14 protein-coding genes are annotated in these 14,815 nt (G+C 61.6%); 13 read left to right on the plus strand and 1 reads right to left on the minus strand.

Annotated features, from left to right (window positions below; translation table 11 throughout):
• Window positions 1–95: 95 nt before the first annotated feature.
• Entirely contained in the window at window positions 96–1,676 is a 1,581-nt protein-coding gene (locus BUA42_RS03245) for a bifunctional metallophosphatase/5'-nucleotidase (protein ID WP_072776238.1), read from the plus strand.
• 30 nt (window positions 1,677–1,706) lie between these two features.
• Here BUA42_RS03245 and BUA42_RS03250 read toward each other — a convergent pair whose 3' ends face one another.
• Window positions 1,707–2,264, minus strand: coding sequence for a flavodoxin family protein (locus BUA42_RS03250; protein ID WP_072776239.1), 558 nt, complete (start codon window positions 2,262–2,264; stop codon window positions 1,707–1,709).
• A 74-nt stretch (window positions 2,265–2,338) separates the two neighbouring features.
• On the opposite strand from BUA42_RS03250, the gene BUA42_RS03255 reads away from it, so the two are divergent.
• From BUA42_RS03255 to ftsH, 12 genes are all read left to right on the plus strand, one after another.
• Window positions 2,339–3,004 (plus strand): SOS response-associated peptidase, encoded by a 666-nt coding sequence (locus BUA42_RS03255; protein ID WP_072776240.1) that lies wholly within the window; start codon window positions 2,339–2,341, stop codon window positions 3,002–3,004.
• A gap of 61 nt (window positions 3,005–3,065) precedes the next feature.
• Window positions 3,066–4,451, plus strand: a complete 1,386-nt coding sequence (locus BUA42_RS03260; RefSeq protein ID WP_072776241.1) for an FAD-binding oxidoreductase — start codon at window positions 3,066–3,068, stop codon at window positions 4,449–4,451.
• A 719-nt stretch (window positions 4,452–5,170) separates the two neighbouring features.
• Window positions 5,171–5,806, plus strand: coding sequence for a hypothetical protein (locus BUA42_RS03265; protein WP_072776242.1), 636 nt, complete (start codon window positions 5,171–5,173; stop codon window positions 5,804–5,806).
• 3 nt (window positions 5,807–5,809) lie between these two features.
• Window positions 5,810–6,199: a tol-pal system-associated acyl-CoA thioesterase gene (gene ybgC, locus BUA42_RS03270; protein ID WP_072776243.1), complete on the plus strand. Its 390-nt coding sequence runs from the start codon at window positions 5,810–5,812 to the stop codon at window positions 6,197–6,199.
• 116 nt (window positions 6,200–6,315) lie between these two features.
• Window positions 6,316–7,011 carry a protein TolQ gene (gene tolQ / locus BUA42_RS03275; RefSeq protein ID WP_072776244.1) on the plus strand — a complete coding sequence of 232 codons (696 nt, stop codon included), beginning with the start codon at window positions 6,316–6,318 and terminating at the stop codon, window positions 7,009–7,011.
• Window positions 7,012–7,014: 3 nt separating this feature from the next.
• Window positions 7,015–7,485 carry a protein TolR gene (gene tolR / locus BUA42_RS03280; protein WP_072776245.1) on the plus strand — a complete coding sequence of 157 codons (471 nt, stop codon included), beginning with the start codon at window positions 7,015–7,017 and terminating at the stop codon, window positions 7,483–7,485.
• A gap of 8 nt (window positions 7,486–7,493) precedes the next feature.
• A complete protein-coding gene (locus BUA42_RS21085; RefSeq protein WP_072776246.1) occupies window positions 7,494–8,618 on the plus strand; it encodes a hypothetical protein in 1,125 nt (374 codons plus the stop codon).
• Entirely contained in the window at window positions 8,615–9,940 is a 1,326-nt protein-coding gene (gene tolB, locus BUA42_RS03290; RefSeq protein WP_072776247.1) for a Tol-Pal system beta propeller repeat protein TolB, read from the plus strand. The genes BUA42_RS21085 and tolB overlap by 4 nt, the downstream gene beginning before the upstream one ends.
• A 138-nt stretch (window positions 9,941–10,078) precedes the next feature.
• Window positions 10,079–10,597, plus strand: coding sequence for a peptidoglycan-associated lipoprotein Pal (pal, locus tag BUA42_RS03295; RefSeq protein ID WP_072776248.1), 519 nt, complete (start codon window positions 10,079–10,081; stop codon window positions 10,595–10,597).
• 11 nt (window positions 10,598–10,608) lie between these two features.
• Window positions 10,609–11,421, plus strand: a complete 813-nt coding sequence (locus BUA42_RS03300) for a tetratricopeptide repeat protein (RefSeq protein ID WP_072776249.1) — start codon at window positions 10,609–10,611, stop codon at window positions 11,419–11,421.
• Complete coding sequence (gene tilS, locus BUA42_RS03305; protein WP_245818948.1) at window positions 11,418–12,806, plus strand: tRNA lysidine(34) synthetase TilS; 1,389 nt, start codon at window positions 11,418–11,420, stop codon at window positions 12,804–12,806. Before BUA42_RS03300 ends, tilS begins: the two co-directional genes overlap by 4 nt.
• Before the next feature lie 78 nt (window positions 12,807–12,884).
• Entirely contained in the window at window positions 12,885–14,804 is a 1,920-nt protein-coding gene (ftsH, locus tag BUA42_RS03310; RefSeq protein ID WP_072776250.1) for an ATP-dependent zinc metalloprotease FtsH, read from the plus strand.
• Window positions 14,805–14,815: the final 11 nt, after the last annotated feature.

Consider the following 14,815-nt stretch of genomic DNA (forward strand, 5'->3'; position numbering starts at 1 on the left):
TCAAGTCGCGGGGCGTCAGACTGCAATCTCTTTTGACTCCCTTCGCGCCGCATTGCACGATTGGCCCATAACAATATTCGACAGAGAGGACTCCCATGTCTTACCGACTTCTTACCAGCGCTGCGGCTCTCGCGCTGACAGCTACGGTGGCGCAGGCCGAATTTTCGCTGCACATCGTTCATATCAACGACCTGCACAGCCGTATCGAACCGATCAGCCGTTTCAACTCAACCTGTTCGAGCGAAGACAACGCTGAAGGCAAATGCTTCGGCGGCGTCGCGCGCGTGAAGACGATGATCGACCAGCTGCGCTCTGAACTCGACGGCGAGAACTACCTCGTCATCGACGCAGGCGACCAGTTCCAGGGATCGCTGTTCTTCATGACCTATTCGGGCGCCGTGGCGGCCGAGATGATGAACGAGATCGGCTTCGACCTGATGGCTGTGGGCAACCACGAATTCAACCTTGGCGACGGTGCCTTGGCGGCATTTATCGACACGGTGAACCACCCGGTTGTGTCCGGAAACCTGAACGTAAGCGGCTCGAACGAGCTGGCGAGCAAGGTCGGCGATACGCTCATCCTTGAACGCGGCGGCGAACGCATTGGCATCGTCTCGGCCTTGGCGACTGACACGCGCGAGCTGTCGTCGCCATCCGAGGCGATTGTCTTCAACGACGAGATCGAGGCGCTGCGCGAGGACGTGGCCGCGCTGCAGGCAGACGGCGTCGACAAGATCATCGCCGTGACCCATGTGGGCTACAATCTGGACCAGCGCATCGCGGCAGAGGTCGAGGGCATCGACGCGGTGATCGGCGGGCACAGCCATACGTACCTGTCGTCATCCGACCCGGACCGGGCCGGGCCGTACCCGACGATGGTCAGTCAGGGCGATGCGCTTGTGCCGGTGGTGCAGGCAGGCGCGTTTTCGAAATATGTGGGACATCTCGAACTGACCTTCGACGACGCTGGCAACGTGACCTACGCCGAGGGCGACACGATCCTGCTCGATGCCTCCGTGGCCGAGGATGAGGCCATCGTTGCGCGCGTGGCCGAGCTTGGTGCGCCGATCGAGGAAATGAAAAACCGCATCGTCGCCGAGGCCGCCGAGATGATCGAAGGCGACCGGTCTGTCTGCCGTGCCGTCGAATGCCCGATGGGCAATCTGGTGGCCGATGCCATGCTGGACCGTGTCGCCGATCAGGGCGTGGAGATTGCGATCCAGAATGGGGGCGGTCTGCGCGCGTCCATTGATGCGGGCGAAATCTCGATGGGTGAAGTGCTGACTGTTCTGCCCTTCCAGAACACGCTGTCGACCTTCCAGGTCACCGGTGAGACGATCCTCGCCGCACTTGAGAACGGTGTGAGCCAGGTCGAAGATGGCGCAGGCCGCTTTCCACAGGTTGCGGGCATGAGCTTTAATGCGGATCTGAGCGCAGAACCCGGCAGTCGCATCTCTGATGTCATGGTGGGGGGCGAACCGCTTGATTTGGAGCGGACCTACAGCCTCGTATCGAACAACTTCGTGCGCAATGGCGGCGATGGTTATTCGATGTTCCGTGATGCGATGAACGCCTACGACTTCGGCCCCGATCTGGCGGACGTGACGGCGGAATACCTTGCGGCAAACGCGCCGTACCAGCCTTATACCGATGGCCGGATAACGGTGAACCAATAATCCGTGGTCAAGGCCGGGCGACGGTCCGGCCTACCTTCCCTTTGCCCACCGCAAAGCCACTTCTTCGACCCGCGCGCCAAACCGGCGCGCGGTTTCCACGTCGGGCGGATCGATCAAGAGAGATTTTTCACGCGACGAGGTCGCCATCAGCCCCAGCCATCCTCCATCCCGATTGATACCCGGCTTGCTCTCGTCCACCTGGGCCCCGATCTCGCTTTGACCCACCCAGATCATTCCCATCTGCGCCGCATAAATCGCCACACGCGTGAGCGCAGACAACTTGTCACCCAAGCCGTAGGCCCCAATCGTAAACCCGCCAGCGAGATTGTTCTGCCAGTCCTGCGTCACCCAGCGCTCCGCGGCGTCTTCCAGAAACAGATCGGATTGCGCCGCCGTGGACCCCTTATAGGTTGGCGCGCCAAAGAGGATCGCCTCGGCAGCGTCCAGCGAAGCCCAATCGGTGTCCGACATCGTTCGAATGTCGATCAACCGCGCCTGACCGTCGGTAATGCCTTCGGCAATCGCCGCAGCAAGACGTGCCGTGTGTCCGGCGCCAGTGAAATAGGCAAGACAAATCAAAGCGCTCATGCCATCAACCTGCGGTCCCGGTCCCTGAAAGGCAAGACGCTTGCGGGCGCGTACAGGCCCGTTACTCTGACGCCATGTGCGGACGATTTGCCCTGACCCTTCCACCGGACGCGATGGCGCAGCTTTTTGCGGCGGTGCCGTCGAACGATCTGCCTGCGGTTCCGAACTTCAACATCTGCCCGACAAACCAGGTTCACGCGGTGCACGTGCTGGACGGGCAACGTCGGCTCGTTGCCATGCGATGGGGCTTCCTGCCGCATTGGTATAAGGCAGAGAATGGCGGGCCACTCTTGATCAATGCGCGCGCTGAAACGATTGCGGAGAAGCCTGCCTTCAAGGCGGCCTGTCGGGAGCGACGCTGCCTAATCCCTGCGACGGGGTTCTACGAATGGACCAAGGATGCCGAGGGCAATCGCCTCCCGTGGTACATCCATCCGGCCAAGGAAGACACCTTTGCCTTCGCCGCGGTTTGGCAAGACTGGGAACGTGATGGCGTCGCGCATCGGACCTGTGTGATTGTCACCTGCGCGGCCAATGAGGCCATGTCGACCATCCATCACCGCCAACCGGTGACACTGGCTGAGAAAGACTGGGCGCTCTGGCTGGGTGAAGAGGGGCACGGAGCCGCGAAACTGATGACCGCCGCGCCCGAAGACGCGTTGGTGTTTCATCGGGTCGACCCGAGGGTCAACTCCAACCGCGCTTCTGGCCCGGAGCTGATCACACCCATCGCCGCCTGACCGGTCTTCCCCGCGCGCGGACTTGGCGCTAGACCAAGAACAGCACGCGCGGAGGATCCCCATGAGCACACCCCAGATCGACGCCACCATCGCCGCCTTGCGCGAGTTGCTCGGTGACCGATTGTCAACGGGCGACAGCGTGCTTGACCAGCACAGCCATGACGAGGCCTATACGACACCTGCACGCCCGGATGCGGTGGCATTCCCGGAAACGACCGAAGAAGTGTCCGCCATCCTGCGCACCTGCGCACAGCACAAATGCCCGGTCATCCCCTACGGTATCGGGTCCTCGCTCGAAGGCCATGTGGTTCCGCTGCATGGCGGCATCACCATCGACACATCCCGCATGAACACCGTGCTCGAGATCCACGAGAGCGACCTTGATGCGGTGGTCGAACCGGGTGTGACGCGGACTCAGCTGAATGACGCCTTGCGCGCCACTGGTCTGATGTTCACCGTCGACCCGGGGGCCGACGCCACGCTGGGCGGCATGGCGGCGACGCGCGCCTCGGGCACCAACACGGTGCGATACGGGACGATGGCGGACAACGTTCTGGCGCTGGAGGTGGTGCTGCCCGATGGCCAGATCATCCACACCGGCAGCCGCGCGCGGAAGTCCTCCACCGGCTATGACCTGACCCATCTCTTCGTCGGCTCCGAAGGCACGCTGGGGATCATCACGAAGCTCACGGTCAAGCTTTACGGCCAGCCCGAGAAAATCGCCGCTGCCACTTGCGCCTTCCCGGATATCGCCTCCGCCGTCGATACGGTGATCCTCGCCATCCAGATGGGTCTGCCGATGGCGCGGATTGAGCTCTTGGACGAGGTGCAGATGCGCGGCATGAACATCTACAACCCTGACCTGCAACTGCCCGAGGCACCGCATCTTTTCCTCGAATTCCACGGCACTGAGGCGGGCGTGGAAGAGCAGGTCGAAAGCTTTGGCGAGATTGCGCGCGAGCATGGTGGTTCAGACTTCCAGTGGGCCACTCGGACAGAAGATCGCAACCGGCTCTGGCAAGCGCGCCACAACGCGTACTATGCGGGCAAGGCACTGCGGAAAGGGTGCGAAGGCGTGGTCACCGATTGCTGCGTGCCGATCTCGGCCTTGGCGGACTGCATTGCGGAAACCAAGGGTTTGATCGCCGCCTCCGGCCTCATAGCGCCATTGGTTGGCCATGTGGGTGACGGCAATTTCCATCTGCTTATCCTGATCGATCCGGCGGACCCGTCAGAAGCCGAGCGTGCCAAAGCTCTGGCAGCAGAGGTCAACGAGTTGTCCCTCAAGTTCGGCGGCACGGTCAGCGGCGAGCACGGCGTGGGCCTTGGCAAACGCAAGTACCTCCCACAGGAACACGGCGCCGCTTACGCGCTGATGGGCACACTCAAGAAGGCCATCGATCCCGACAACATCATGAACCCAGGGAAGCTGGTGACGCTGAACTGAGGGTTGACGCAATTCTGGGCATCCCCGGAACAGCCCTACGTCAACTTTGGCAACGGTATTCAAGGGGTGAAAGGTCCACGATTACTTCGCAAAGTTGTGTCGGCATCGAGCCTCAAAAAGTTGGGACCGATACGTAAAGAAATTACGTTTGAAAGATGAATGGTCAGTCTTCTAAGACTTTTTCTTTCGATATCTCAGATGACCCACCCGCTTAACGGTCCAAGCGGCGATTAGGACCTGATTGATCTCTTTCGGTGCCGCCGCGTAATAAAGCTGCACGCTTCGCGAGTTAGATAAAACGTAAGGTTGCGACTGGGTAGCAACTTCCTGTTCTATCCTGCGATCCGGTTCACGGTTCGAGGATCGAGTTTTCTATAGTTTTACAATGCATTGCGCTGTGGAGAGCTTTTTGACACGCCACCGTGTAAACGACACCGCGCTGTTTATTGGAAGACGCGAATATTGGACTGACGCCGGACAAAGCCGTGAAGCACATTTCTTTTACGAGCTGTTCAGGCGTTTTTGCCAGCTGCGAGCAACACTTGTACTGTTTGGTCTTGCCCCAAAAAACAACGTTCACCAAGTAAAGCAGTATCTCAAGGGCACCGCGCTACGATCATGCGGACGTTACTTGCGATATTTTCCTTTTGTGACACCTACATAAAAAGTATCGCGTCACCATAGACTTTTCCAAAATTCAAAACAGAGAAGACGGGACGATGATCGAGGCTTCTGAGGTTGAGCGCTTTTTCACGCGGTCTGATGGGTCGTATTTGTTTGCGCGATGGGGGCGGCCGATTGCGCCGATCGTGTTCGGGGTGGAAGACAGCACCCTGTCGGTGGTGAAGGGCGCGTTCGAAGCCGTTTGCGCGATGGTCGGGCATCAGATGGCCGAGACGGACCCGGAATTGGGGGCCAACGTCATGGTGTTCTTCTTCCGGGAGTGGTCCGAGCTTCTGGACGTGCCGGATCTGGACCGGTTGATCGATGGGTTGGCGCCTCTGGTGGCCCGGCTCTCTGAGGCGGAGGCGAACCAGTACCGTGTGTTCCGGTTCGACGAGGCAGGTGCGATCAAGGCCTGTTTCGTGTTTCTGCGCATGGATGATGTCTTGTCTGCGATTCCGGCGGAGACACTTGCCTTGAGCCAGGTGGTGCAATCGATGGTGCTTTGGTCGGACACAGCCTTCACCGATCAGTCACCCTTGGGACAGCTTGATGACGGGCGTGTCGTGTTGCGGCCGGAGATCGGGGCGCTCATGCGCGCGGCTTATGATCCGGTGATGCCCGCCATGGACACCGATCCAAGCCATGCCCTGCGGGTGGCGGCGCGGATGAAGGTGGCACGGGGGAATTGAGTCATGGTGCATGAGTTTCCGGTGCGGGTGTATTACGAAGACACCGATATGGGCGGGATTGTGTATTACGCCAATTACTTGCGCTTCATCGAGAGGGCACGGTCCGATTGGGTGCGGTCGCTCGGCATCGATCAGAATGCCATGCGCGAGCAGGACGGTGTGGTGTTCGTGGTGCGTCGGGTGGAGGCAGACTATTTGCAGCCCGCGAAATTCGATGACGCCCTTCTGGTTCGGACAGCCGTCAAGGCCGTGACCGGCGTGCGCCTGATCATGACACAGGAGGTGCTGCGCGACGAGACCGTTCTGTTTCAGGCCGAAGTCACGATTGTTTGCATTGGCGAAGGCGGTGCGCCCGCGCGGCTTCCGGCGAATATCCGCCGTCAGATGCATTGAGCTGCGGCCATTGATGCGTTCTGACGCCATTGTGTTGGCGTTTCCCCTCACGTTGGGCTATTGAGGGTGATAATCAGAGCCCGAGAAACAGGGCCAACCGGCTAAAGAGCAGGCAGATGGAAGCAGAGACACTTGCGTTGGCGCAGGAGATTGATTTCTCCATGTGGGGGCTTTTTGCGCGTGCCACCCTGACCGTTAAAATCGTCATGATCCTCTTGGTGATCGCGTCCTTCTGGGCCTGGGCGATCATCATCGAAAAGCTGATGGCGTATCGGAAAGCCCGCGCCGAGGCTGCAGAGTTCGACCGGTCCTTCTGGTCGGGCGAGCCGCTGGACGAGCTGTTCGACCAGATCGGGCCAGAGCCGGAAGGCCGCGCGAAGAAGGTATTCGCCGCTGGTATGACCGAGTGGCGGCGGTCGCATCGGGACGATGGCGGGCTGATTGCCGGGGCGCATGCGCGGATCGACCGGTCGATGGACGTTGCGATTCAGAAAGAGGCGGAGGACCTGCAGAAGAACCTTGCGGTTCTGGCGACAGTCGGGTCGGTGGCTCCGTTTGTCGGGCTGTTCGGCACCGTTTGGGGGATCATGCACGCCTTTGTCGAAATCGCGCAGCAGCAGAACACGTCGCTGGTCGTCGTGGCACCGGGGATCGCGGAAGCGCTTCTTGCGACCGGTCTCGGCCTTTTGGCCGCCATTCCGGCGGTGGTGTTCTACAACAAGCTTTCCGCAGACAGTGATCGCATCCTTGCCGGGTACGAATCCTTTGCCGACGAATTTTCGACCATTCTCAGTCGCCAGTTGGACAGCTGAGCCATGGGCGGAGGTGTGGTCAGGCAGAACGGAGGGGGCGGACGCAGGCGGCGCAAGGGCCGCGCCGTGCCGATGTCCGAGATCAATGTCACGCCCTTTGTGGACGTGATGATGGTGCTGCTCATCATCTTCATGGTGGCGGCTCCTCTCTTGACCGTTGGTGTGCCGGTGGAACTGCCAAAGACGGCGGCCTCTGCCCTGCCATCTGAAACAGAAGAGCCCCTGACGGTGACCATCTCCGCTGACGGCGTCGTTTCGATCCAGAACACCGAAGTGCCGCGCGCAGATCTGGTGCCGCGCCTGCGCGCGATTGCAGCAGAGCGGTCGGACGACCGGGTGTTCCTGCGGGCCGACGGCGCGGTGACCTATGACGTGGTGGCGCAAGTGATGGGTGCGTTGAACGCCGGCGGGTTCTCTTCGATCGGTCTGGTGACGGATATCGGCGGCCCGACGCTTGACGGGTCGGATGGCTGAGGCGCGGGGTGCATACGGGCCATTATATCTCGGGCGCGGCACATGGGCTTCTGATCCTCTGGGCCCTGTTCGGTGGCATGTTCCGCGGCGATCCGCCGGAGATGGAAGTGGCTGATGTATCGGTCATCTCTGAGGCGCAGTTCGCTGCAATGATGCAGCCGCAACTGGCGCCCCCGACCGTGGACGAACCGGCAGCTCTGCCGCAGCCAGAGCCGGAAACGGCGCTTCCAGACACCCCTGTCGAGGACACCCAGCCGGTCACTCAGCCCGAACCCGCAGAACCTGAGGTGGTGGAGCCGGACCCAGTGCCTGAACCGGTGTTGCCGGAGCCGGAACCGCAAGTGGCTGACGATTTGCCGCAACCCCCGACGCCGGAAGCGGTGCCGGACGTTCAAGCGCCGGACGTGGCGCTGCGGCCGACACCAAGACCGGCGCCGCGAGTCGCACCCGAAGCGGTGCCCGAGCCCGCGCCCGAAGCGGATGTCGCGCCCGAGGTTCAGGACACGGTGGAGCAATCCGACACGGCTGAACCGTCCGAGGCGGAGGAACAGCAGGCCACGGCACCGGAGGCGGCAACGACAGAGATTGTGACCGAAGCGGAAGAGCCCGCGCGGGCACCGACGGCGTCGGTGCGTCCTCAGGTGCGCCCGAACCGACCTCCGCAGACGCAGACGCAGACTGCTGCTGCGCCCGCAGCGCCACCTGAGCCCGAGCCGGAGGCCGACGCAGCCGCCGCGGATGCAACCGCGGCAGCCATCGCCGGTGCGCTGGAAGAGGCGCTTTCTGGCGCCACGACGGGCAGTGCCGAAGGACCGCCGCTCACTCAAGGGGAACGGGACGGGTTTCGCATCGCGGTTCAGGATTGCTGGGTGGTCGATGTCGGCTCGCAGGCGGCCAATGTAACTGTGACGGTCGGTTTCGACATGGATCGTGACGGTCGGGTCGTGGGGTCTTCCTTACGCATGTTGGCCGCGGAAGGCGGCAGCGGCACGGCGGTAGAGACCGCTTTTCAGGCAGCGCGCCGCGCAATTCTGCGCTGTCAGGGGGATGGCTATTCGCTTCCCGTTGAAAAATATGATCAGTGGAGAAACGTCGAGATGACGTTCAATCCGGAGAGTATGAGGGTCCGATGAAACAGGTCTTCGCAGCGTTACTGAGTGGTTTGGCTTTCGCTTTGATGGTGCCCGGCGTCGCTTTGGCACAGGACGGGCCGCTCAGGATCGAGATCACCGAAGGTGTGATCGAGCCCTTGCCCTATGCCGTGCCGGACTTCGTGGCCGAAAGCGCGGGCGCGCAGCAGCTTGCGCAGCAGATCGCGCGCGTGGTGGCGGATGACCTGACGGGCACGGGCCTGTTTCGCGAAGTGCCGCGCGAGGCGCATATCAGCCAGATCACCAGTTTCGGCAGTCCGGTGCAATTCGCGGACTGGAAAGCCATCAACGCACAGGCTCTGGTCACCGGGGCCGTGAGCGAAGAGGGCGGGCGCGTGGTTGTGAAATTCCGCGTCTGGGACGTGTTCGCGGGCACCGAACTCGGCCAAGGCATGCAGTTCGCCGGGACGCCGGAGGGTTGGCGGCGCATGGCGCACAAGGTCGCCGATCAGGTCTATAGCCGCATCACCGGCGAGAGCGGGTATTTCGACAGCCGGGTGGTGTTCGTGTCGGAAAGCGGGCCCAAGGATCAGCGCGCGAAACGGCTCGCCGTGATGGATTACGATGGTGCGAATGTGCAGTACCTTACCGGTAGCAACGCGCTTGTTCTTGCTCCGCGGTTTTCCGAAGATGGTCAGCGGGTGCTGTATACCAGCTATGAAACGGGCATGCCGCGTGTTCATGTGCTTGAGGTCGGGACGGTGCAAAGCCGCATCCTGCAGGGGCAGGACGGTGTCATGAGCTTTGCGCCCCGCTTTGCGCCGAACGGCCAGACAGTGGTGTATTCGCTGACCCAGGGGTCGAACACCGACATCTGGGCAATGGACATCGCAAGTGGTGGCACCCGGCAGCTGACCAGTGCGCCGTCGATCGAGACCGCGCCAAGCTATTCGCCCGACGGCAGCCAGATCGTCTTTGAAAGTGACCGCTCCGGGACGCAGCAGCTTTACGTAATGTCGGCCTCTGGCGGTGAGGCCCGCAGGATCAGCTTTGGTCAGGGGCGGTATTCGACGCCGGTCTGGTCGCCGCGTGGAGACATGATCGCCTTCACGAAGCAGAACGCCGGACGCTTCCACATCGGTGTGATGCGCACCGATGGCTCGGAAGAGCGGTTGCTGACCGCGTCGTTTCTCGATGAAGGCCCGACATGGGCGCCCAATGGCCGGGTTATCATGTTCGCCCGCGAAACGCAGGGCGCGCAGGGGTCGTCATCGCTTTACACGGTCGATATCTCGGGCCGTAACCTGAAACGGGTGCGCACGCCCGAAGGGGCATCGGATCCAAGTTGGGGGCCGCTCCAGTGATCTCCGGGCTTTCACCAGAATTTAATTTTGAGCGCTCAGAATTTTCGTACGAAAATTCTGGGACACAGTCCGCCTCTAGGCGCAGGACACAGGCTGTGGTATTTTCGGATTAACCAAGAAAAAAGAGCAGGACATCCCATGCGACTTATCGCGAAACTCACCGTGCTGGTGGCCGTGCTGGCCCTATCGGCGTGTACCAATCCGAACCGCTTCGACAACGAACCGGTCGACCTGAACGCGGCCACAGGACAAGCTGGCGGCATCGTTCCGGGCAGCGTGAATGACCCAAGCTCACCGGCCTATTTCCAGCAGACGGTGGGCGACCGCGTCCTGTTTGCCGTCGATCAATCGACGCTCAGCCCCGAGGCGCGCGCGACACTGGACGGCCAGGTGCAGTGGCTGATGACCAATACCGACTACAACGCGGTCATCGAAGGTCATGCCGACGAACAGGGCACCCGCGCTTACAACCTCGCCTTGGGCGCGCGCCGCGCCAATGCGGTGATGGAGTATCTGGTTGCGCAAGGCATCCCGGCCAACCGTCTGCGCTTTGTGAGCTATGGTAAGGAACGCCCGATCGAGATCTGTTCCGAGGAATCGTGCTATGCCAAGAACCGGCGCGCGGTGACGATCATCTCGGCCGGACTGACAAGCTGACGGAGACGGGAATGCGCCTGGGGGCATGGGTACTGAGTGGAACGTTGTTGCTTGCGCCTTTGGGTGTTCAGGCGTCGGAGACGTTGGCGGACATCCGGCAGGACATGTCAGTGCTGTTTGTCGAGTTGCAGAAGCTCAAGCGTGAGTTGAGCACGACTGGGCCAAGCACGGTCGCCTTGCCCGCTGGGGCTTTGGACCGGATCAATGCAATCGAGGCCGAGCTTCAGCGGTTGACGGCCAAGACCGAGGAACTCGATTTCCGTGTCGGTCAGGTGGCCGAGGACGGGGCACGTCGGCTCGGTGATCTGGAGTTTCGCCTGTGCGAACTGGAAGCCGATTGCGACCTCGGGTCGCTCGGTCGTGTTCCGACGCTTGGCGGAGAAGCCGAGACATCGGCTCCGGTTGCACAGCCTGTGCCGCAAACGCCGGGAACAGAGTTGGCGGTTGGTGAAGAAACGGACTTTCGGCGAGCCGGGGAGGCGCTCGCCCAGGGTGACTTTCAATCCGCCGCAGATCAGTTTGCGACCTTCCGCCAGACCTATCCGGGCGGACCGCTAGAAGCCCAGGCCCTTGTTGCCGAAGGTCGTGCGCTGGAAGGTCTTGGCAATCTCAGAGATGCGGCGCGGCGGTATCTGGACGCCTATGCGGGCTATCCCGACGACGCGGCGGGGCCCGAAGCGTTGTGGCGTCTTGGCGCGGCCCTTGGGGATCTCGGAAACGTTGCGGAAGCCTGTGTGACGCTGTCGGAAGTCGCCGGTCGGTACCCGGGCAGCACCGCCATTGCCGAAGCCGAGGCGCAGAAGGCGCGGTTCGGCTGCCAGTGACGGACGCGCCGCTCGACCAGCGGTTTGCGGACGCGATGGGCCAGTTGCTTGGCCCGGATTTTCCTTCTGAAATTGGATTGGCCGTCTCCGGCGGCGGGGACAGTATGGCGATGCTCGCCCTCTGCCATAATTGGACGCGGGTCTACGGTGTCCGCTTATGGGTCGTGACCATCGATCACGGTTTGCGCCCCGAGAGTGCAGATGAGGCGCGCATGGTTGCCGAAGAGTGCGCTGCTCTGGGTTGGCCGCACGCAACCGTGCGGTGGGACTGGGATGGAACGGGCAACGTCATGGACGCCGCGCGGCGGGCGCGTTTGGAGTTGATCAATCGATGGCGCGGCACACTCCGGTACGTGCTGATGGCGCACACGCAGGATGATGTGGCAGAGACGTTTCTGATGCGTCTGTCCCGCGGATCGGGTGTGCGCGGTTTGAGCGCGATGGCAGCGAAACGGGACGTGGGGTCTTCGCCGTCCAAGGATCTGGAGGCGGAGGAATATGTCGGAGACATCCCCAAGCAGTGGGAGATCGCAAAAGGCGGCCCCGGCAGGTCAGGTACGTTCCAGATTGTTCGACCGTGTCTCGGCATGTCGCGCGCGGAGTTGCGGCATTACCTGAAGACGCTCAAGGGCCGATGGGTCGACGACCCCAGCAACGAGAACGACGCATATCTGCGCGCGCGGATGCGAAAGTTGCTGCCTGATCTGGCGGAGGTGGGCTTGGATATCTCGACACTCTCGGAAACGGCGCACCGTTTGGCTCGCGCGGACACGGCTCTGCGCGCGCGCGCTTGTCAGGTCTGGAAAAGGATCGGGTCGGAAGGTCGGGTTGGCAGCGAACCTACCGGGGAGCTTCTTTTCGATCGGGACGGGTTCGACCGCCTTGAGCGGGACACGCAGATGCGGCTCTTGGCCGACGCGCTGCGTTACACTTCGTCCCAGACCTATGCCCCGCGCGAAGATGCGTTGGAAGCCCTGCTTGACCGCATCCTCGGGGGCGGAGGTGGCACGTTACACGGCTGCGAGGTCCGCATGGAGCGGGATCAGTTGCGCGTGTTTCGCGAGTACAACGCTGTCGCGGGTCTGGAGACGGAGTTGACATCCGTGGATGGTCGGATGCGACTTTGGGATGGGCGGTGGCGGGTCACGGACCTTGGCCAAACCGGCACGCGTATCCGGGCGCTTGGACCGGACGGGTGGGCGCAGATTGCAGAAAAGCGCGGGGACAGCCCGCCATTTCACAGCGCGCGCTCTTTGCCGAGTTTCTGGAGAGACGACCAGCTTGTTGCATGCACTCCGCTGGGTTTTGGCAACAATGCCCATACCCGGCTATGGCCGATGGGCCGAGAGATGTTCAATTTCGCCGCATTTCTGCTTTCGCATTGAACCCGGGCCTTGCTTGTCTATGTTATAGGCCAAGAGGCACGCGCGCTGTCCGCGCGGCCGTTTTCAGGAGAAATTTCCTTGGGCAACGCACGAAACATCGCCTTCTGGGTCGTTCTGTTCCTGTTGATCCTGGCGCTTTTCAACATCTTTTCTGGCGGCGGCAACACGCTCCAGAGCCGCGAAATCAGTTACTCTGATTTTGTGTCGGCAGTTCAGGATGACACGGTCAGTTCCGTGACACTGGATGGCGAACAGGTCAGGTTCCGCAGCACGGATGGTCAAGACTACATCGCCATCAAACCGGAAGACGCCACCGTCACCGATCTTTTGATCGAAAACGATGTGCCGATCCGGGCCGAGCAGCAACAGCAATCGGGCTTTCAGTCTTTCCTGCTGAGCCTCCTGCCGTTCCTGCTTTTGATCGGTGTCTGGATCTACTTCATGAACCGGATGCAGGGCGGGGGCCGCGGTGGCGCGATGGGTTTCGGCAAATCGAAAGCCAAGCTGCTGACCGAAAAGCACGGGCGCGTCACGTTTGACGATGTGGCCGGTATCGACGAAGCCAAGGAAGAGCTCGAAGAGATCGTCGAGTTTCTGCGCAATCCGCAGCGGTTCTCGCGGCTTGGCGGTAAAATCCCGAAAGGTGCGCTGCTTGTCGGACCTCCGGGCACCGGTAAAACGCTTCTTGCTCGTGCGATTGCGGGCGAGGCGGGTGTACCGTTCTTCACCATCTCCGGTTCGGACTTCGTCGAAATGTTCGTCGGTGTGGGTGCGAGCCGTGTCCGTGACATGTTTGAACAGGCGAAAAAGAACGCGCCGTGTATCGTGTTCATCGACGAGATTGACGCAGTGGGTCGGGCGCGGGGTGCCGGCTATGGCGGCGGCAACGACGAACGCGAACAGACGCTGAACCAGTTGCTGGTCGAAATGGACGGCTTCGAGGCCAATGAGGGTGTGATCATCGTCGCGGCCACAAACCGTCGTGACGTGCTGGACCCGGCACTTTTGCGTCCCGGTCGCTTTGACCGTCAGGTCACCGTGCCGAACCCGGACATCAAGGGCCGCGAGAAGATCCTTGGCGTGCACGCGCGCAAGACACCGCTTGGCCCCGATGTGGACCTGCGCATCATCGCACGCGGTACGCCCGGTTTCTCCGGGGCCGATCTGGCAAATCTCGTGAACGAGGCCGCACTGATGGCAGCGCGCGTTGGCCGCCGGTTTGTGACGATGGAAGATTTCGAGAACGCGAAGGACAAGGTGATGATGGGGGCCGAACGGCGCTCCATGGTGCTGACGCCCGAGCAGAAAGAAAAGACCGCCTATCACGAAGCCGGGCACGCGGTTGTTGGTCTATCGCTGCCGCAGTGTGATCCCGTGTACAAAGCCACGATCATCCCGCGCGGTGGCGCGCTTGGCATGGTGGTTTCGCTTCCCGAGATCGACCGCCTGAACTGGCACAAGTCCGAGTGCGAGGAAAAGCTTGCCATGACCATGGCTGGCAAAGCCGCCGAGATCATCAAGTACGGACCCGAGAACGTCTCGAACGGCCCGGCTGGCGACATCCAGCAGGCTTCGGCGCTGGCGCGTGCGATGGTGCTGCAATGGGGCATGTCCGATAAGGTCGGCAATATTGACTATCGGGAGGCCGCCGAGGGTTACCAGGGCAACACAGCCGGCTTCTCGGTTTCGGCGGACACGAAGGCGCTGATCGAACAAGAGGTCAAACGGTTCATCCAGGAAGCGTACGACCGGGCTTTCAAGATCCTCACCGAACGTCAGGAAGATTGGGAGCGTCTTGCGCAGGGCCTTCTTGAATATGAGACGCTGACCGGCGACGAAATCAAGCGCGTGATGAACGGCGAACCGCCGCATTCGGGTGACGACGATGAACCCGGCGATGCACCTGAAAAGCCAAGCATCACGGCGATTCCGAAAACCAAGCCGAAGTCCAAGCCGCGCTCGGATGACGGTGGCCTTGAGCCGGAGCCGACAGCGTAAAGCACGATCGG

Source organism: Marivita hallyeonensis (assembly GCF_900129875.1).
Taxonomy (GTDB): domain Bacteria; phylum Pseudomonadota; class Alphaproteobacteria; order Rhodobacterales; family Rhodobacteraceae; genus Marivita; species Marivita hallyeonensis.